We start from the raw sequence: 17,583 nt of genomic DNA, 5'->3' as shown, positions 1-17,583 counted from the left end.
TTCGCACCCGGCGGCTTTGTCATGTCCGATCGCTGTCCGGTTCTCCGCCGCCGTCCGCGCGAGCCGTTCGGACGTACTCGGCGGGCGACTGCCCCGTCACGGTCCGGAAATCGCGGATGAAGTGCGACTGGTCGCTATAGCCCAGTCGAACCGCCAGACCGGCGTAATCGCGTTGTCCTTCCGTGACGAGCCGCTGCGCTGCGTCGTTGAGCCGGTATATCCGGATCGCCCACTTGGGCGGGACGCCGACGTGTTCGGCGAACATACGCTGGACAGACCGGGTGGTTAGTCCAGTATCCGCGCACAGTTGCGCCACCCGGGTAATTCCGGGATCGCGTGCGATTGATTCCACCGCCTCCGCCGCCTGCCGAGCGGCGGCCGACAGGCGCACGGGATTTGCGATCAGCAAGTTGTCGACCGCGGCGGCCATTTCCGCGTCGTCACGGGCGGACTGCACCGATTCCGCGGTCCCCGCGGCCGCCGGTCCGAAAACGTCGGTGAGCGGGACAGCGCGGTCGGCGATGTCACGCACCGGGCCGCCGAGGAACGCGCGGAAGCAGCCCGGCCGAAATCGCACCCCCAGCCCCTGGACGCGGCCGGCCAGCCGGTGGGAAAAGACCTCACGCGCCGGGCCGTACACGCCGGCGGCGCCGGGGAAGAACGTCACGTGGACGGCCAGGTTCGGCAGCACACGCTGTTCGTAAGGCGGTTCGCCGGTGCGGTCCCAGCGCAGGATCCAGTGGTAGTCGACGAACTCCGCCAGCTCGGGCGCGGGCGGGTGGCGGGTCAACGTGAACATCGTGCGCGCGGTGGCCTCGGCCACGATGCCGCGCGGGATCCGGTGCTCGCCCACGCGCCAACGGTAGCTGTCGCGTTCGTCCAAGACGGCCCGCCGTGCGCCGGGTTTGGATCACCGCCATGACTGCTTCACTGTTGCGCCCGGCCGCGGCCGAGTTCCTCCGGATCGCGTGCGCGGTCCCCGACCTGACCGCGCCGACGCCGTGCGCGGGTTACGACGTCCGCGGGCTGCTCAACCATCTCTTGTACTGGGGCCCGTGGCTCATCGCGGCGGGACGGCGCGAGGAACCGCCGTCCCCGGCGGCCGGCGAGGCCGAGGCGGCGCTGGTGACCGAGGACTGGCGCGCGGCCCTGGAGAAGCAGACGGAGACGCTGGTGGAGGTCTTCGGGACCCCGTCGGCCTGGACGGGCATGACGGCCCTGGGCGCGACCCCGATGCCGGCGTCGGTGGTGGGCGACATGGTGCTGGGCGAGTTCGTCCTGCACGGCTGGGACCTGGCCCGGGCGAGCGGCCGGTCGCTGGAGTGCGACCCGGCCGCGGCGACGGCGGTGTACGAGTCGGCGGTGGCGATGGGGGAACAGGCCCGGGCGATGGGGGTTTACGGGGCGGTGGTCGAGGTGGGCGCGGATGCGTCGCCGCTGGCGCGGGCACTGGGTGCCGCTGGGCGGGATCCGGGGTGGACGGCGTGAGGGTTGTCCACAGGGGGTGCTGGGTTGTGGACAGGTCTCGGTCTTGGGGTGGTGATCGGGGGTTTTGCCGGTGGTGGCCGATAGACTGGCCTAGGGGCCGCCCCCGGGAGGGTGGGGGGCGTTTTCCCTGGTAGGTGAGGCCGCGGGCTCGGTGCAGCGGGCTGCGGCCTCGCGGCGTCAGAGCAGGGCAAGCGGTGGTCGCGGGCAGGTTGTGCGGCTTCGGTGGCTCACTCCCTGAACTGGGGGAAGGAATGCTCCCGTCGTGACCGTTGCCGGCGCCGATCCGGTGCCTCCCGTCGTGGCCGCTGCCGACGTGGGCGCTGGGTGCCGCTGGGCCGGACCGGGAGCTGGCTACCGCGGGCAGGTGCGAGGGCAGCCGTCGCATTCCTGCGACGACGGCAGCAGGTACGAAAAGCAGCAGCTCTCGCGGCGCCTCGTCCACTCGCGGTGGCCGTCCGGGCCCTCCGCCAACCGCAGCGTCGATGCCGACGTCAGGGGCGGGTACCGCTCGTCGAGGACCAGCGCCGCGTCCGCCACGCCCGCGCCTTCCGCCTCCGCCGTCCCGCCCTGCAGGCCGGCCCACCACAGTGAGTTCTCCAGCGCGTCCGTCGCCGCCGCCCACAGCGTCCTGCGGCCGAGTCTGCTCAGGGGCGTGTACGCCCGGACGAACTGTGCCGCGTGCGCCAGGTAGCGGGCCCTCAGCACCGCCGCCAGCGCTCGCTCGTCGCGGACCACCGTGGCCTCCGGGCGGGCCGAACCCGGGTCCGTCGGGAGGCAGTGGAATGCGTCACCCAGGACCGCCATCCCGTCCGGGTGGGGGCGGTCGTCGGCCAGCCTGAACGCCAGTTCGCCCGGCGAAAGCGACGGCACCCGGCGCTCGTGGTGCCACAACAGCGCGCCGACGTACGCCGGTACGTGGAGGTACCACGTCATCACCCAGCTGGCCGTCGTGCGGGCCGGGGTGGCGGCGTGCTCGCGCAGGAGCCAGTCGCCCAGCAGGCCGCGCCACTCGTCGAAGTAGCCCGGTGTCTCCAGCAGCTCCGAACAGCGGATCCAGCCCGCCGGGACGTCGCGCCGCAGCTCAGTGCGGCCCTGGCGGCCCGAAACGCGCCGCAACGACGACGCGAGGCCGTCGCCGACCTCGCGTGCGTCACGGAAGGACCGCTGCTGGTTCAACCGTGGCCCTCCTCGCAGCGCCGTAGTGGATTAGGCGTGCCTAACCTTACAGGCTGACCGGGGCTGCGCCAATCGGGTGGGGCACTTCCAGCTTGCGGACTGTTCGCGGTGAGCGGACAGCGCGCGGATGGCGGAATCCACGTGGCCGCTCGCACGTTGGGCTTGACGTAAAGGTGCAGGGCAACCTGATGATGGGAGCACCCGGGAGATGCCACGTCCGGGTGCGGAAACGACCGCCGAGAGCCGTAGTGGTACGCCAGCGCGACGACTTGGCTACTAGAGTGGTCTCACGGTGCTGAATCCATCGCGGTGAAAGCACGCGATGGAAACGGGCCGCCGGCGCAGCAGTCGAGGGAGTGCACATGTTTGAGAGGTTCACCGACCGCGCGAGGCGGGTGGTCGTCCTGGCTCAAGAAGAGGCCAGGATGCTCAACCACAACTACATCGGCACCGAGCACATCCTCCTGGGTCTGATCCACGAGGGTGAGGGTGTCGCCGCCAAGGCGCTGGAGTCGCTGGGCATCGCCCTGGAGGGCGTGCGCCAGCAGGTCGAAGAGATCATCGGCCAGGGCCAGCAGGCGCCGAGCGGGCACATCCCGTTCACGCCGCGCGCCAAGAAGGTGCTGGAGCTGTCACTGCGCGAAGCGCTGCAGCTCGGCCACAACTACATCGGCACCGAGCACATCCTGCTCGGCCTGATCCGCGAGGGCGAGGGCGTCGCCGCGCAGGTCCTGGTCAAGCTGGGAGCGGACCTCAACCGGGTCCGCCAGCAGGTGCTGCAGCTGCTCTCGGGCTACCAGGGCGGCAAGGAGTCCACCGAAACCGGTTCCGGCCGCGGTGAGGGCACCCCGTCGTCGTCGCTGGTCCTCGACCAGTTCGGCCGCAACATGACCGTGCTCGCCCGCGAGGGCAAGCTCGACCCGGTCATCGGGCGCGGCAAGGAGATCGAGCGGGTCATGCAGGTCCTGTCCCGCCGGACCAAGAACAACCCGGTGCTCATCGGCGAGCCCGGCGTCGGCAAGACCGCCGTCGTCGAGGGCCTCGCGCAGAGCATCGTCAAGGGCGAGGTGCCCGAGACGCTCAAGGACAAGCAGCTCTACACGCTGGACCTGGGCTCCCTGGTCGCCGGCTCCCGCTACCGCGGTGACTTCGAAGAGCGCCTGAAGAAGGTGCTCAAGGAGATCAAGACCCGCGGCGACATCATCCTGTTCATCGACGAGCTGCACACGCTGGTCGGGGCGGGTGCCGCCGAGGGTGCGATCGACGCGGCTTCGATCCTGAAGCCGATGCTCGCCCGCGGTGAGCTGCAGACGATCGGCGCGACCACGCTCGAGGAGTACCGCAAGTACATCGAGAAGGACGCCGCCCTCGAGCGCCGGTTCCAGCCGATCCAGGTCGGCGAGCCGTCGCTGGAGCACACCATCGAGATCCTCAAGGGCCTGCGCGACCGGTACGAGGCGCACCACCGCGTCTCGATCACCGACTCGGCGCTGGTCGCCGCCGCGACCCTGGCGGACCGGTACATCAACGACCGGTTCCTCCCGGACAAGGCGATCGACCTGATCGACGAGGCCGGCGCCCGGATGCGCATCCGCCGGATGACCGCGCCGCCGGACCTGCGCGAGTTCGACGAGAAGATCGCGAACGTCCGCCGCGACAAGGAGTCCGCGATCGACGCGCAGGACTTCGAGCGGGCCGCCCGCCTGCGTGACGAGGAGAAGACCCTCCTCGGCCAGAAGGGCGAGCGGGAGAAGCAGTGGAAGGACGGCGACCTCGACGTCGTCGCCGAGGTCGACGACGAGCAGATCGCGGAGGTGCTGGCCAACTGGACCGGCATCCCGGTGTTCAAGCTGACCGAGGAGGAGACCACCCGGCTGCTGCGCATGGAGGACGAACTCCACAAGCGCATCATCGGCCAGGAGGACGCAGTCAAGGCCGTCTCGCAGGCGATCCGCCGCACGCGTGCCGGTCTGAAGGACCCGAAGCGCCCGTCGGGCTCGTTCATCTTCGCCGGCCCGTCCGGTGTCGGTAAGACCGAGCTGTCGAAGGCGCTGGCCTCGTTCCTGTTCGGCGAGGACGACGCGCTCATCCAGATCGACATGGGTGAGTTCCACGACCGCTACACCGCTTCGCGGCTCTTCGGTGCCCCTCCGGGCTACGTCGGCTACGAAGAGGGCGGCCAGCTGACGGAGAAGGTGCGTCGCAAGCCGTTCTCGGTGGTCCTGTTCGACGAGATCGAGAAGGCGCACCAGGAGATCTACAACACGCTCCTGCAGGTGCTGGAAGACGGCCGCCTGACCGACGGTCAGGGTCGCACGGTCGACTTCAAGAACACGGTCCTCATCTTCACGTCCAACCTGGGCACTTCGGACATCTCGAAGTCCGTCTCGCTCGGGTTCGCCGGGTCCAACGACACCGGCACCCGGTACGAGAAGATGAAGCAGAAGGTCAACGAGGAAATGAAGAAGCATTTCCGCCCGGAGTTCCTGAACCGGATCGATGACATCATCGTGTTCCACCAGCTGACGCAGGAACAGATCATCATGATGGTCGACCTGATGATCGGCCGGGTCGAGACCCAGCTCAAGGCCAAGGACATGGAGCTGGAGCTCACGGCGAAGGCCAAGTCGCTGCTGGCCAAGCGCGGGTTCGACCCCGTGCTCGGTGCGCGGCCGCTGCGCCGCACGATCCAGCGCGAGATCGAGGACCAGCTGTCGGAGAAGATCCTGTTCGGCGAGGTCGAGCCGGGTCAGATCATCCTGGTCGACGTCGAGGGCTGGAGCGGCAACCCCGAGGACAAGGACGACCAGGCGCGGTTCACCTTCCGCGGTGAGCGCCGTCCGTCGTCCATCCCGGACGCCCCGCCGGTCAGCATCGGCGCGGGCCACGAGGAGCAGGGCGGCGAAGCCGAAGGCGAGTGATCGTCGCGTAGTACGCCAGGAGGGCGGTTCCCCGGTTCGGGGGAGCCGCCCTTCGGCTTTCCGGGCGCGTGAGACGATGCCCGCGGACCTTGGGGAGGGAATCCGCGTGGACGTGCTGTCGATCGACTTCGGGACTTCCAGCACTGTCGGTGTCCTCGCCGCTTTCGGACGCGGGGCGCGGGCCGTCGAGGTCGACGGGTCCGTCACCATGCCCTCCGCCGTCTTCGTCGAAGAGGACGGGATGCTCGTCGTCGGGCAGGATGCCGAACGCCGGGCGCGGCTCGATCCCAGCCGGTTCGAACCCAACCCCAAGCGGCGCATCGACGAAGGCCGGCTGCAGCTCGGTGACCACGAAATCCCGATCACCGACGCCTTCGCGGCCGTGCTGCGCCGGGTCGGTGAGGAAGCCGAACGGCAGCTCGGCCGGCCGCCCGCGCAGACCCGGATTTCGCACCCCGCCGGCTGGGGCGCCGACCGGCAGGACGTTCTCCGGGCCGCCGCCGCGACCGCCCGGCTCGTCGACGTCCGGCTGATTCCCGAGCCGGTGGCCGCCGCCGCGCACTACGCCAGTCTCGGGAGCCGGACCGGTGGGCCCATCGGGGTTTACGACCTCGGGGCAGGCACCTTCGACTGCGCTGTCGTCGGTGTGACCCAGCAGGGCTTCACCGTGCTCGCCGAGGACGGCCTGCCCGATCTCGGCAGCCTCGACATCGACCAGGCGCTGCTCGTCCACATCGGCCGGTCGGTGTCGCACGCCGATCCCGCGCAGTGGCAACGGCTCCTGCGCCCGCAGACCACCGCCGACCGCCGCGCGCGCCGGGCGCTGCTGCAGGATGTCCGCGACGCCAAGGAAAGCCTCTCGCGGCACGCGCAGACCCACGTGCCGATGCCCGAGCCGTTCGGGGACGTCCTCGTCAGCCGGGACGAGCTCGAAGCGCTCGTGCGGCCCAGCCTGCTGCGCAGCGCCGAACTGCTCGCCGCCACGATCCGCCGCGCCGGCCTGACGCCCGCGCGGCTCGGCGGTGTCTACCTCGTCGGCGGGCCGAGCCGGATGCCGCTGCTGGCCACCCTGCTCGGACGGCAGCTCGGCGTCCCGCCGACCACCCAGGACCAGCCCGAGACGGCCGTCGCGTTCGGGCTCCACCACGTTCCGCTCGGCACTCCCACCGACCTCACCGTGCCCGGCTTCGCGCCCGTCCGTCCGCCCGTGACGCCGCCGCGGCCGCAGCCGTGGCAGCAGGCTCCGCAGTTCGCGCCGCAGCCGAAGAAACCGCGCCGGATCGCGCGGCCCTGGTTCCTCGCGTTCGCCGTGTTGGTGGTCGTCGGGTTCGTGGCCACCGTGGTCGTGGTCCTCAACCGCGACGGGTCCCCGAAGTCCGCAGTGGACTGCACGTCGGCGGCGCAGCGCGACCAGGCCGGGTTCACCCCGTGCCTGCGTTCGCTGGCCGGCTCCGTCCCGGACCGGGGCACCTGCAAGACCATCGACCAGATCGGCCGGCAGCTGGGCGCGCTGGTCGCGGTCGTCTGTGGCATCCCGGGCGGCACCGTCAGCTACTACCAGGGCGTGACCGCCGACGAGTTCGAGGCGAACGCGAAGCTGCCGGCCCCCGGCAGCGACATCGGCCGCGGCACCTGGGACGGCGGCGGTCTGCACGGCAGGTACGTCGCCGGCGCCGGCCTGAGCTCGACGATCGTGCTCTTCGGCGCGGACGACCGCCGGGCGGCCGGGATCTACCGCGCGTACGAACCTGCTCGCACCGAGGACCTGGTCGCTTTCTTCACCCGCGAGGTCAAGCCGGTCTGATTTCACCAGGCTGCTGGCCGCGGGCCCGGCGGCGTTCGTCGAGCTCATCGGCCGCGGCGGTTAGCTGCAGCGATCCCGCTTCACTGCTCCGCGCCCGCGCTGACCGCCAGGTCCTCGGTGACCCGCAACGCCGTGTCCGCGAGGACGGCCAGCGCGTCGGCGATCCGGTCCACGCCCAGCGACGGCGCCTGCTTGCCCGACGCCGCGACCTGCTCCGGGCTGAACGGGACGTGCACGAACCCGCCGCGCACGCCGGGGAACTCCGTGGCCAGCAGGTGCATCAGGCCGTAGAACACCTGGTTGCAGACATACGTGCCCGCGGTGTGGGAGACCGACGCCGGCACGCCCGCGGCGCGGATCGCCGCCACGCACGCCTTCACCGGCAACGTCGTGAAGTAGGCCGCCGGGCCGTCCGGGACCACCGGGACGTCGATCGGCTGGGCGCCCGCGTTGTCCGGGATGCGGGCGTCGACGAGGTTGATCGCGACCCGCTCCGGGGTCACCTCGGACCGGCCGCCCGCCTGGCCGGCGCACACCACGAGCGACGGCCGGTGCTCGTCGAGCGCCCGCCGCAACGCGGGCAGCGACGCCGCGAACTCGCAGGGCAGCTCGACCGCCACGACGTCGTCCCGGTGCGCGCTCACCAGCGAAACCGCCTGCCACGACGGGTTCACCGGCTCGCCGCCGAACGGCGCGAACCCCGTCATCAGCACCCTGGCCATGCACCCTCCCTGGCGAAAAAGCGTCGAGGCCACCCTACGTCCGCAGGGTGGCCTCGACGACGACCGCGATCAGGCGGCGGGCTTGAGCCCGCCCGGGAACAGGTACTGGTCGGCGGGCTTGCCGGTGCCGTACACCCACGCGTCGAAGAAGCCCTTGAGGCTCCGGTGCGCGACGAACTCGGTGTACCGCTGGAACTCCTGCATGCTCGCGTTCCCGCCGCGGTGCAGCGACGGCCAGGTCTTGAGCACGAAGTCGAACGCCGGCTGCCCGATGTAGTTGCGCAGCGCGTGCAGCATCAGCGGGCCCTTCGAATACACGTACGTGAACTCGTTGCCGGCGCCCATGTCGTAGAGCTTGCCGTCCCAGAACTTCGCCGAGGCCTTCTTGACGTCGGCCGCGTACTGCTTGTTCAGGTCGACGCCCTCCTTCGCCTCGTCCCACAGCCACTCGGCGTAGGAGGCGAAGCACTCGTTGAGGCAGACGTCGCGCCAGTGCGCGACCGCCACCGAGTCGCCGTACCACTGGTGGGCGTTCTCGTGGACGATCGTCGGGACCGTGCCGGCCCAGCCCGCGGAGTAGATCGGGCGGCTCATGGTCTCGAGCGAGAAGCCGATCTCCTCGTTGAGGAAGATGCCGCCCGCCGCGTCGATCGGGTACGGGCCGAACTTCGACTCGAGGAAGTCGAGGATCTCCGGCAGCCGGCCTTCGGCCTGCTTGGTCGCGTCCGGCGTGCCCGGGGCGAACGCGCTGACGACCGGGGTGCCGTCCTTGCGCTGCCGGCGGTCGAAGGTCCACTTGTCGATCGCGACCGTCGTCATGTACGGCACGATCGGCGTCTCTTCGGCCCAGACGTGCGTGGTGCCGCCCGGCGCCTTGTGCGTCCCGCGTTCGCGGCCGTTGGCGATCACGCCCCACTCGTCGGGCACGGTGATCGCCAGGTGGAACGTGGCCTTGTCGAGCGGGGTGTCGTTGACCGGGTACCAGGTGGTGGCCGACTTCGGCTCGCCAGCGACGAACGCGCCGCCCGCCTTGGCGTACTGCCAGCCGTTGTCGCCGAGCGACGGGTCGCTGATCGGCGCGGGCACGCCGTGGTAGGCGATCGCGACCTTGAAGTCCTGGCCGCGCCACAACGGCCGCGCCGGCGTGATGACGAGCTCGTGGTCGCCGGTCCGGGCGAACTTCGCGTCCCGGCCGTCGACCTTCACCGAGTCGACGGTCAGGCCGTGCAGGTCCAGGTCGAACGAGCTGAGCGACTGCGTCGCCCGCGCGGTGATGTCCTGGTGGCCGGTGAGCTGGTGCGACGCCGGGTCGTAGCCGACCTTCAGGTTGTAGTCGGCGACGTCGTAGCCGCCGTTGCCGTCCTGCGGGTAGTAGCTCTCGCCCGCGCCGTCGCTGCCGGGCTTGGCCGGGCCCCAGCCGTCGCCCGCCGCGGCGACGCCGGCGCCGAGGCAGAGACTGGCGACCACGGCGGCCGCCACCACGACCGGTTTCTGTCCCCTCATGAACGCTCCTGTCCGTGTCGGTGGACTGCGCCCGCAACGTATCGCCACGAACGGGTGAACCGGACGATCGCGTCGCATTTGTCCGGATAATCAGCACTTACGTCGGCCCGCCCCGGCGCCGCGCGTCCGTCTGGAAAGCTGGACACATGCGCGTTGCGCTGCTGGGCCCGCTGCGGGCGGCGGAAGACGACGGCACGCCGATCGACATCGGCGGCGCCCGCCTCCGCATGCTCCTGGCCAGGCTGGCGCTGGACGCCGGGCGGGCGGTGCCCGCCGACGCGCTCGTCGACGGGCTCTGGGGCGCCGAACCGCCCGCTGACGCGGCGAACGCCCTCCAGTCGCTGGTCTCCCGGCTGCGGAAAGCCCTGCCGGTGCCCGTCGAATCCGGGCCGGGCGGCTACCGGCTCGCGGTGGCGGCCGGTGACGTCGACGCCGAGCGCTTCGAACGGCTCGCCGCCGACGGCCGCCGCGAACTGGCCGCGGGCCGTGACGCCCGCGCCGCCGACCTGCTCACCGAGGCCCTCTCGTTGTGGCAGGGCGCCGCGCTCGCCGACGTCCTCGACGCGCCCTTCGCGCCGGCGCCGGCCCGGCGGCTCACCGAGCTGCGGGCCGAGGCGGCCGAGGACCGCTTCGAAGCCCTGATCCGGCTGGGCGACCACGCCGCCGTCCTGGCCGACCTGGCCGCGGCGGCCGACGCGGACCCGCTGCGCGAACGGCTCGCCGGCCTGCGGATCCGCGCGCTGTGTGCCGCCGGTCGGCAGTCGGAGGGGCTGGCCGTCTACGCCGGGATCCGCCGCACGCTGGCCGACCAGCTCGGCGTCGACCCTTCGGCCGAGCTGCAGGAGATCCACGTCGCCGCGCTGCGCGGCGAGTTCGCGCCGCCGTCGCCGATGGCCGACCGGCTGCCGACCCGGCTGACCACGTTCATCGGCCGCGACGACGAGCTCAAGCTGCTGGCCGAGCTGCTCGGCTCCGCCCGGCTGGTGACCCTGGCCGGGCCCGGCGGGGCGGGCAAGACGCGCTTGGCCACCGAAGCGGCGTCACGGCACCCGGCGCACCAGCAGGGCCGCGTCTGGTTCGCCGCGCTGGCCGGCGTCCGCGACCCCGACGACGTCTACGCCACGCTGCTGGGCGCGCTCGAGGTCCGGGAGATCCGCGCCGAGACCGAGATCAATCGCCGTCAGCCGGAACCGGTGGAGCAGGCCGTCGAGGTGCTCGGCGGCGCGGAAGCGCTGCTGGTGCTGGACAACTGCGAGCACGTCGTCGACGCCGCCGCCCGGCTGGCCGACGAACTGCTGCAGCGGGCACCGAAGCTGCGGATCCTGGCGACCAGCCGCGAACCGCTGGCGATCACCGGGGAAGCGCTGTGCCCGCTCGGCCCGCTGCCGGTGCCCGCGGAACGCGCCGCGCCCGCGGAGGCCGCCGAGCTCGACTCGACCCGGCTGTTCCTCGACCGGGCGGCCGCGGTCCGGCCCGACTTCGTGCTGGATGAGTCCACAGTGGACAGCATTGGCGAGATCTGCCGCCGGCTCGACGGAATGCCGCTGGCGCTCGAGCTGGCCGCGGCGCGGCTGCGGTCGATGACCGTGGCCCAGATCGCCGGACGGCTCGGCGACCGCTTCCGGCTGCTCACCTCGGGCAGCCGCACGGCGTTGCCGCGGCAGCGGACGCTGCGCGCGGTCGTCGAGTGGAGCTGGGACCTGCTGGCCGACGCCGAGCTGGTGCTGGCCCGGCGGCTCGCGGTGTTCACCGGCGGTGCCGAGGCGGCGGCGATCGAGGCCGTCTGCGCGGACGAGCTGCTGCCCGCCGCCGACGTGCCCTACGTGCTCGGCAGCCTGGTCGAGAAGTCCATAGTGGACACCGGGGATGGCCGCAACGGCGAGCCGCGGTACCGGATGCTGGAGACACTGCGCGCGTACGCCGCCGAGCGGCTGGTGGAGTCGGGCGAGCACGACCGGACGCGCCGGGAGATGGCGGCCTACTACGCCGAGTTCGCGCAGCGGCTGGAGCCGACGCTGCGCACCGCCGAGCAGCTGGTGGCGATCGACATGTTCGAAGCCGAGAGCGCGAACATGATCGCGGCCCTGCGCAGCGCGATCGAGATGTCCGATGTGGACAACGCGGTCGCGTTGCTGGACGGGATGTTCTGGTACCTCACTATCCTCGGCCAGGGCGGCCGGGTGGGCGGCCTGATCCGCGAGACCCTCGCGTTCGGCGACCGGCTGCCCGCCGACGTCGCCGCCGCCTACCGCGCCCTCCTGTACCTGATGGACGAGGTCCCGGTGCGGACCGACCGGACCGAAATGCTGCAGCTGGTCGACGAATGCGTGCGCACCGGCGCGGTGGACCGCTACCCCGGGCTCGCGGTGGGGCTGCCGATGCTGGCCTTCCTCGGCGGCGATCGCGAGGTCGCCGTCCGTGAGGTGCACCGCGCCGAGCAGCACCCGGACCCGTGGACCCGGGCCGGCGGGTACTGGGTGGACAGCTTCCTGCTCGACGACGAGGGTGACGTCGAGGGCGCGGACCGGGCGCGCGAGCTGGCCCACGCCGGGTTCGAGGCGGTCGGCGACCGCTGGGGCATCGCGATGACGCTGAGCTTCAAGGCGTACGCGCTGTCGCAGGACGGCGACAGCGCGAAGGCCATCGAGACCTACCAGCGTGGGCTGGCGCTTTCGATGGAGCTGCGGTCGCACGAGGACGCCGTGCAGCACTGGTGGCGGCTGGCCGTCGAGCGCGCGCGAACCGGCGACTTCGAGGCGGCCTGGCGCGATCAGGAGGCGGCCGAGCGCTACGGCCGGGACATCACGAACCCGCAGCAGCGCGCCATCCTGATGTTCGGCCGGCTCGAGCTGCTGCTGCGCACGGGCGAGCTGGCCGAGGCGCGGACCCTGCTCGACCGCGTGATCACGATGGGCGGCGACGACTGGTTCCCCGGCGGCATCGGCGACGAGTGGATCCACGCGTTCGAGGCGCGGCTCCTGCTGGCCCGCGACCGCGCCGACGAGGCGGAACCGCACGCGGCGATCGCGATCCGGGCCACGAACCAGCGCGGCGACATGCCGGACATGGCGGGGTCGGTGGAACTGCTGGCGATGATCCGGGCGCGGCAGGGCCGGTACGAGACGGCGGCGCGGGTGCTCGCCGCGTCGGCCGTCGTCCGCGGGCGGCTGGACCTCGGCAGTCCCGAGGTGCGGGCGCTCATCGCCGAGCTGCGCGCGGAGCTGCCGGACTACGACTCGGTCCACGACGAGGTCCGCCGGCAGTCCAAAAAGGACGCCATTGCCTGGCTACTGGCCGAGCTGGGCTGACGCGGTCGTGAGTGGTAAGGCGAGTTAGAACTCGCCTTACCACTCACGACCCGGGGTTCAGCGTGCGTCGGCGACCGGATCCAGGTCCCAGGTCAGCGTCACGACCGTGCCCGCGTCTCCGGACGAGATGTCCGCTCGGTCGGCGCTTGCCCGCAGCAGCAGCAAACCGCGGCCCCGCAACGAGACCGGCTGAGTGTCCGGCACCGGCGTCCGCCACTGCCCGTGGTCGGTGATCACCACCTCGACGCGGTCCGGGGACACCGAGGCGTCGACGTCCACCAGCCCGTCCCCCGATCCGTCGTAGGCGTGGTCGGCCACGTTCGCCAGTGCTTCGTAGGCGGCCAGCACGATGTCGCCCGCGCGGCCTTCGTCGACGCCCGCCGCCAGCACCCACGCCATCAGCTCGTGCCGCAGGCGACGGAGGGCGTCCGGGACCGCGGGCACGCCGTGGCAACCGAACGTTTCCTGCATCCGCGTTCGCCTCACTCGAGTGCTTCGTCGACCGTTGCGTGGACGCCGATCCACGTGTCGAGCCCGGTCGTTCGCAGCGGGCCCGACGTCACCGCCGAATCGCTCACGACCCGCAGCGCGCGCTCGGCCAGCCTGCGGTGGGCGGCCGCGAGCACCTGCAGCCCCGCCGAGCAGAAGAACGTCACCTCGCGCAGGTCGACCACCAGCTTCTCCGGCCCGCCGGCCAGCACCACGTCGACGACTTCCGCGAACTCCGGCGCACTGACCAGGTCGATCTCCCCGGCCACGGCGAGCACCGCGGTGCGGCCACGCCAGTCCAGCGCGACCGCCAGGTCGGTGGCAGGCAGATCCGGCGTCGAAGGGGGCACGGCCACCCATCGTGCCTCACTCACCGCGAATCGGCTACCGGTGCGGGAGCTGCACGACGGTGACCCAGAAGTCGTCGATCTTCCGGACCACTTCGACGAACTTCTCGAAGTCGACCGGCTTGGTGACGTAGGCGTTGGCGTGCAGCTCGTAGCTGCGCAGGATGTCCTCCTCCGCCTCGGACGTCGTCAGCACGACCACCGGGATCGTGCGCAGGCCGGGGTCCTGCTTGATCTCGCCGAGCAGCTCCCGGCCGTCCTTGCGGGGCAGGTTGAGGTCGAGCAGGATCAGCCCCGGCCGCGGCGACTCCCGGAACGGCCCTTCGCGGTGGAGGAACCGGAGCGCCTCGACGCCGTCCTCCGCGACGTGCAGCGCGTTGCGGATCTTGTGGTGCGCGAAGGCTTCCCGGGTCATCAGCACGTCCCCGGGGTCGTCCTCGACGAGCAGGATGTCGATCGGGGCAGGCACCTGCGTCATGCGTCCCCCTTGTCCTCGCGGGCGGGCAGGGTGAAGCGGAAGGTCGTGTCCGCGGCTTCGGTGTCGAGCCAGATCCGGCCGCCGTGGTACTCGACGATCCGGCGGCACAGGGCGAGACCGATGCCGGTGCCCGGGTACGCCGAGCGCGTGTGCAGCCGCTGGAACAGCGCGAACACCCGTTCGGCGTACTCCTCGTCGATGCCGATCCCGTTGTCCGCCACGGAGAACACCCAGTCGTCGCCGTCGCGCTCGGCGGTGACCCGGACCTCCGGCGGCGCGTCACCCTTGAACTTCAGCGCGTTGCCGATGAGGTTCTGGAACACCGCGGTCATCAGCGCCGGCTCGACGCGCACCGCGGGCAGGTCGCCGCGGGAGACCTTGCCGCCGCTGAGCGACAGCGCCACCTCCAGGTCCGCCACCGCGTCGTCGACCAGCGCGCCCGCGTCGGCCAGGACGTGTTCGCCCGGCTTCCGGCCGACCCGGGAGAACGCCAGCAGGTCGTTGATCAGCACCTGCATCCGCTTCGCGCCGTCGACGGCGTACTCGATGTACTGCTCGCCGCGCTCGTCGAGCAGGCCCTGGTAGCGCCGCTGCAGCAGCTGGCAGAAGCTGGCCACCTTCCGCAGCGGTTCCTGCAGGTCGTGCGAAGCGACGTAGGCGAACTGCTCCAGGTCGGCGTTGGACCGCTCGAGCTCGCGCGTGCGGCGGTCCAGCATCGCGTTCGACTCCTCGGCCTCGCGCGTCCGGCGGTCCAGCATCGCGTTGGACTCCTCCGCCTCACGCGTCCGCCGGTCCAGCAGCGCGTGCGCCTGCTCGAGTTCGGCGACCTCGTCCAGGATGCGCTGCCGCATCGCCTCGACGTCGGCGCCGAGCTGGGCGATCTCGCGCGGCCCGCTCCCGTGCACCGGGTGGTGGATGTCGGCGTCCGCGACCTGGCGGACCTCGCCGGCCAGCCGCAGGATCGGCCGGGTGATCACCTGCCGCAGCCCGACGAACAGCATCGCGAACAGGAGCAGGACCAACCCGCCGATGACCACGAACATCGCGTTCAGGAAGTTCGCCGCCGCGTTCAGGTCGACGCGGCCGGCGTCGCGGATCGCGGTGAGGTGGTCGAGCTGGGCGTCGAGGGCCGTGCGGACGTCGACGAACAGCGCCCGGCCGCGCTCGACCTGCGCCGCGGTGACCGGCGGCGCGCCGGGGGCGATGGTCGGCGCGGCCGCGGCCTGCCAGGCTTCGGCCGCGCGGAGCACGGCCGCCAGGTCGTCGCCGATCCGGGTGCCCGGGGCCGCGCCGAGCTGCCGCAGCTGGGCGACGGCGTCGGCCTGCGAGCGGACGCCGTCGGTGTAGGGGACGAGGAATTCCGGCTGCCGGCCGAGCTGGAAGCCGCGGACGCCGCTTTCCTGGTTCAGCAGCGCGGTGGACAGCTGGGAGGCGGCCAGCCGCTGCGGCGCGATCATGTCGAGCAGCCGGGTGCGGGCCTCGGTGAGGTTGTGCAGGGCGATCCCGCCGGCCACCAGCGCGGCGACCAGCAGCACCGCCTCGACGGCGGCGAGGACGGCCAGCCGGCGGCGGATCGGCCAGCCTCGTGCGTCACCGCTCATCGGTCGCGTCTCCCGGGTCGTGGCTGAGCAGGGCGAGGGCGACGTCGTCGTCGAGCGGGCCGGAGTTGAGCCGTTCGGCCCGGGCGATCAGCTCGTCGAGCAGGGCCCGGTTGTGGATGCCGGTCTCCCGCTTGATGTCGAGCACGAGGGCGGCCATCCGCTCGTGGCCGAGCCGTTCGGACCCGGCGCCGACGCGGCCCTCGAACACGCCGTCGGTGTACAGCATCAGTGACCACCCGGGGTCGAGCGGCACTTCCAGCGCGTCCCACTTCGCGCCCTCGACGACGCCGAGGGGAACGCCGAGGCGTTCGCCGGAGAGCAGGTGCCCGTCGCCGGGGGTGAGCAGCAGCGGCGGCAGGTGCCCGGCCAGCGACAGGCGCAGGGATCTTCGGTCCGGCGCGACGACGACCATGCAGACGGTGGCGAACAGCGGCTCGATCCGCTCGTGCACCAGTACCCGCTCGACCATGCTCAGCACGTCGGCCATCGGCAGGCCGGCCATCACCAGCGAGCGCCACGCGATCCGCAGCGCGACGCCGAGCGCGGCCTCGTCCGGGCCGTGGCCGCAGACGTCACCGATCATCATGTGCACGGTGCCGTCGGCGAGCTCGATCGCGTCGTAGAAGTCGCCGCCCAGCAGGGAACCGTTGCGGCCGGGCCGGTAGCGTGCGGCCAGGTGCAGGTGCGGGTCGCGCAGCAGCGGGCTGGGCAGCAGGCCGCGTTCGAGCCGCGCGTTCTCCCGCGCGAGCAGCTGCTGCTGGAGGAACTGCTGCTCGACCTGCTCGGCGCGCTTGCGTTCGCGGGCGAACCGCAGCGCCTTCACCAGCAGCGGGCCGTCGACCTGGTCCTTGACCAGGTAGTCCTGCGCGCCGGCGGCGACCGCGGCGACGCCGGTGGCCTGGTCGTGCTGCCCGGTCAGGACGACCACGGCGACGCCGGGGGCGTGCTGGCCGAGCTTGGTCAGGCCCGACAGCCCCATGGCGTCGGGCAGCTGCAGGTCGAGCACCACGCAGTCGGCGGTGAGCGGGCCGCTCAGCGCGGCGGTGAGCGTTTCGACGCGTTCGAGCGTGTACGGCACGGCCGTGTCCGCCAGCATCTCTTCGACCAGGAGGGCGTCTCCGTCGTCGTCCTCGATCAGCAGCACCCGCAGGCGCGTGCGGGGATCCTGCGATGAGTCGAGCGCGGCGGTCACCGGCGTCTCCCGTTCGGCTGCTCTTGAGCCAGCACATCCAGACGATCAACCCTAGCGGCACCGGCGGCGGCCGCCTACGGCCGTGGAACCGGTCCCACCGGGGTAGCGTTTTATAGCACCCCGGTGTGACACCGGCTCGATAACGGTTCGGGTCACGGCCGTGCCGGAACCGGACGTCCCGTGCCTACGCTGCGCGGATGGCCCACTCCGCCGCCCGTGCCTGGTGGGGTGCGGCGGTGTGCTGGTTCCTCGGGACACTGGCCGGCCGGCTGACCGGCAGCCACACCGCGATCACCGGGGCCGTCCCGCTGCCGGTCGCGGTGCTCCTGTCCGCCGTCTGCGCCGGGCTGTGGGCGTTGCTCGTGTACGCGGCATACCGAGGCAGCAAAGGCGCCCGTCCGGCGCTGGCGGTGGCCGGCGGGCTCGGCATCGTGGACCTGGTGGTGCAGCTCGTCGGGGACGTCGTGACGCGCAACTTCGTGCACGGCGGCTTCTTCCTGGTCGCGCTCGTCCTCTCCGGCGCCGGGTTCACGCTGATGTTCCGGCCGCGCTGA

Annotated in this window: 14 protein-coding genes; 5 read left to right on the top strand and 9 right to left on the bottom strand. The window is 71.9% G+C overall.

Going from position 1 to position 17,583, the window contains the following annotated elements; all coding sequences use genetic code 11:
• Positions 1–19: 19 nt before the first annotated feature.
• On the bottom strand, positions 20–883 hold the full coding sequence (locus AB0M93_RS28985) for a helix-turn-helix domain-containing protein (protein ID WP_364278636.1): 864 nt from the start codon (positions 881–883) through the stop codon (positions 20–22).
• Positions 884–918: 35 nt separating this feature from the next.
• On the opposite strand from AB0M93_RS28985, the gene AB0M93_RS28980 reads away from it, so the two are divergent.
• Entirely contained in the window at positions 919–1,488 is a 570-nt protein-coding gene (locus tag AB0M93_RS28980) for a TIGR03086 family metal-binding protein (RefSeq protein ID WP_364278633.1), read from the top strand.
• Between the two features lie 351 nt (positions 1,489–1,839).
• On the opposite strand, the gene AB0M93_RS28975 is transcribed toward AB0M93_RS28980, so the two are convergent.
• Positions 1,840–2,664 carry a (2Fe-2S)-binding protein gene (locus tag AB0M93_RS28975; RefSeq protein ID WP_364278630.1) on the bottom strand — a complete coding sequence of 275 codons (825 nt, stop codon included), beginning with the start codon at positions 2,662–2,664 and terminating at the stop codon, positions 1,840–1,842.
• Positions 2,665–3,026: 362 nt separating this feature from the next.
• Here AB0M93_RS28975 and AB0M93_RS28970 point away from each other — a divergent pair, with 362 nt between their 5' ends.
• Entirely contained in the window at positions 3,027–5,585 is a 2,559-nt protein-coding gene (locus AB0M93_RS28970; protein WP_364278627.1) for an ATP-dependent Clp protease ATP-binding subunit, read from the top strand.
• Between the two features lie 106 nt (positions 5,586–5,691).
• On the top strand, positions 5,692–7,389 hold the full coding sequence (locus tag AB0M93_RS28965) for an Hsp70 family protein (RefSeq protein WP_364278624.1): 1,698 nt from the start codon (positions 5,692–5,694) through the stop codon (positions 7,387–7,389).
• A gap of 80 nt (positions 7,390–7,469) precedes the next feature.
• Here AB0M93_RS28965 and pcp read toward each other — a convergent pair whose 3' ends face one another.
• Both pcp and AB0M93_RS28955 read right to left on the bottom strand, forming a co-directional pair.
• The gene (pcp, locus tag AB0M93_RS28960) at positions 7,470–8,111 is read right to left on the bottom strand and encodes a pyroglutamyl-peptidase I (RefSeq protein WP_364278621.1); all 642 of its coding nucleotides are present in this window, start codon (positions 8,109–8,111) and stop codon (positions 7,470–7,472) included.
• 69 nt (positions 8,112–8,180) lie between these two features.
• On the bottom strand, positions 8,181–9,614 hold the full coding sequence (locus tag AB0M93_RS28955) for a M1 family metallopeptidase (RefSeq protein ID WP_364278618.1): 1,434 nt from the start codon (positions 9,612–9,614) through the stop codon (positions 8,181–8,183).
• Between the two features lie 146 nt (positions 9,615–9,760).
• Here AB0M93_RS28955 and AB0M93_RS28950 point away from each other — a divergent pair, with 146 nt between their 5' ends.
• Positions 9,761–12,922 (top strand): BTAD domain-containing putative transcriptional regulator, encoded by a 3,162-nt coding sequence (locus AB0M93_RS28950; protein WP_364278615.1) that lies wholly within the window; start codon positions 9,761–9,763, stop codon positions 12,920–12,922.
• A gap of 57 nt (positions 12,923–12,979) precedes the next feature.
• Here AB0M93_RS28950 and AB0M93_RS28945 read toward each other — a convergent pair whose 3' ends face one another.
• The 5 genes from AB0M93_RS28945 to AB0M93_RS28925 are packed head-to-tail and all read right to left on the bottom strand — an operon-like array spanning position 12,980 to position 17,029.
• Positions 12,980–13,393 carry an ATP-binding protein gene (locus AB0M93_RS28945; protein ID WP_364278612.1) on the bottom strand — a complete coding sequence of 138 codons (414 nt, stop codon included), beginning with the start codon at positions 13,391–13,393 and terminating at the stop codon, positions 12,980–12,982.
• Positions 13,394–13,404: 11 nt separating this feature from the next.
• Positions 13,405–13,785: an STAS domain-containing protein gene (locus AB0M93_RS28940; protein ID WP_364278610.1), complete on the bottom strand. Its 381-nt coding sequence runs from the start codon at positions 13,783–13,785 to the stop codon at positions 13,405–13,407.
• Positions 13,786–13,795: 10 nt separating this feature from the next.
• Entirely contained in the window at positions 13,796–14,236 is a 441-nt protein-coding gene (locus AB0M93_RS28935) for a response regulator (protein ID WP_364278607.1), read from the bottom strand.
• Positions 14,233–15,837 (bottom strand): ATP-binding protein, encoded by a 1,605-nt coding sequence (locus AB0M93_RS28930; protein ID WP_364278605.1) that lies wholly within the window; start codon positions 15,835–15,837, stop codon positions 14,233–14,235. The genes AB0M93_RS28935 and AB0M93_RS28930 overlap by 4 nt, the downstream gene beginning before the upstream one ends.
• Positions 15,827–17,029 carry a SpoIIE family protein phosphatase gene (locus tag AB0M93_RS28925; RefSeq protein WP_364278602.1) on the bottom strand — a complete coding sequence of 401 codons (1,203 nt, stop codon included), beginning with the start codon at positions 17,027–17,029 and terminating at the stop codon, positions 15,827–15,829. The genes AB0M93_RS28930 and AB0M93_RS28925 overlap by 11 nt, the downstream gene beginning before the upstream one ends.
• A gap of 197 nt (positions 17,030–17,226) precedes the next feature.
• Between AB0M93_RS28925 and AB0M93_RS28920 the strand changes: the two genes are divergently transcribed.
• Positions 17,227–17,583 carry a hypothetical protein gene (locus tag AB0M93_RS28920; protein WP_364278600.1) on the top strand — a complete coding sequence of 119 codons (357 nt, stop codon included), beginning with the start codon at positions 17,227–17,229 and terminating at the stop codon, positions 17,581–17,583.

Source organism: Amycolatopsis sp. NPDC051102 (assembly GCF_040682815.1).
Taxonomy (GTDB): Bacteria; Actinomycetota; Actinomycetes; order Mycobacteriales; family Pseudonocardiaceae; genus Amycolatopsis.
The sequence above is the reverse complement of the archived record's forward strand: the minus strand, read 5'-3'. Positions and strand labels throughout refer to the sequence as shown.

Bases quoted from the DNA above. Each gene is read 5' to 3' on its own strand.
- AB0M93_RS28980 (WP_364278633.1), top strand. From the start codon at position 919: ATGACTGCTTCACTGTTGCGCCCGGCCGCGGCCGAGTTCCTCCGGATC.
- AB0M93_RS28970 (WP_364278627.1), top strand. From the start codon at position 3,027: ATGTTTGAGAGGTTCACCGACCGCGCGAGGCGGGTGGTCGTCCTGGCT.
- pcp (WP_364278621.1), bottom strand. From the start codon at position 8,111: ATGGCCAGGGTGCTGATGACGGGGTTCGCGCCGTTCGGCGGCGAGCCG.
- AB0M93_RS28955 (WP_364278618.1), bottom strand. From the start codon at position 9,614: ATGAGGGGACAGAAACCGGTCGTGGTGGCGGCCGCCGTGGTCGCCAGT.
- AB0M93_RS28950 (WP_364278615.1), top strand. From the start codon at position 9,761: ATGCGCGTTGCGCTGCTGGGCCCGCTGCGGGCGGCGGAAGACGACGGC.
- AB0M93_RS28945 (WP_364278612.1), bottom strand. From the start codon at position 13,393: ATGCAGGAAACGTTCGGTTGCCACGGCGTGCCCGCGGTCCCGGACGCC.
- AB0M93_RS28935 (WP_364278607.1), bottom strand. From the start codon at position 14,236: ATGACGCAGGTGCCTGCCCCGATCGACATCCTGCTCGTCGAGGACGAC.
- AB0M93_RS28930 (WP_364278605.1), bottom strand. From the start codon at position 15,837: ATGAGCGGTGACGCACGAGGCTGGCCGATCCGCCGCCGGCTGGCCGTC.
- AB0M93_RS28920 (WP_364278600.1), top strand. From the start codon at position 17,227: ATGGCCCACTCCGCCGCCCGTGCCTGGTGGGGTGCGGCGGTGTGCTGG.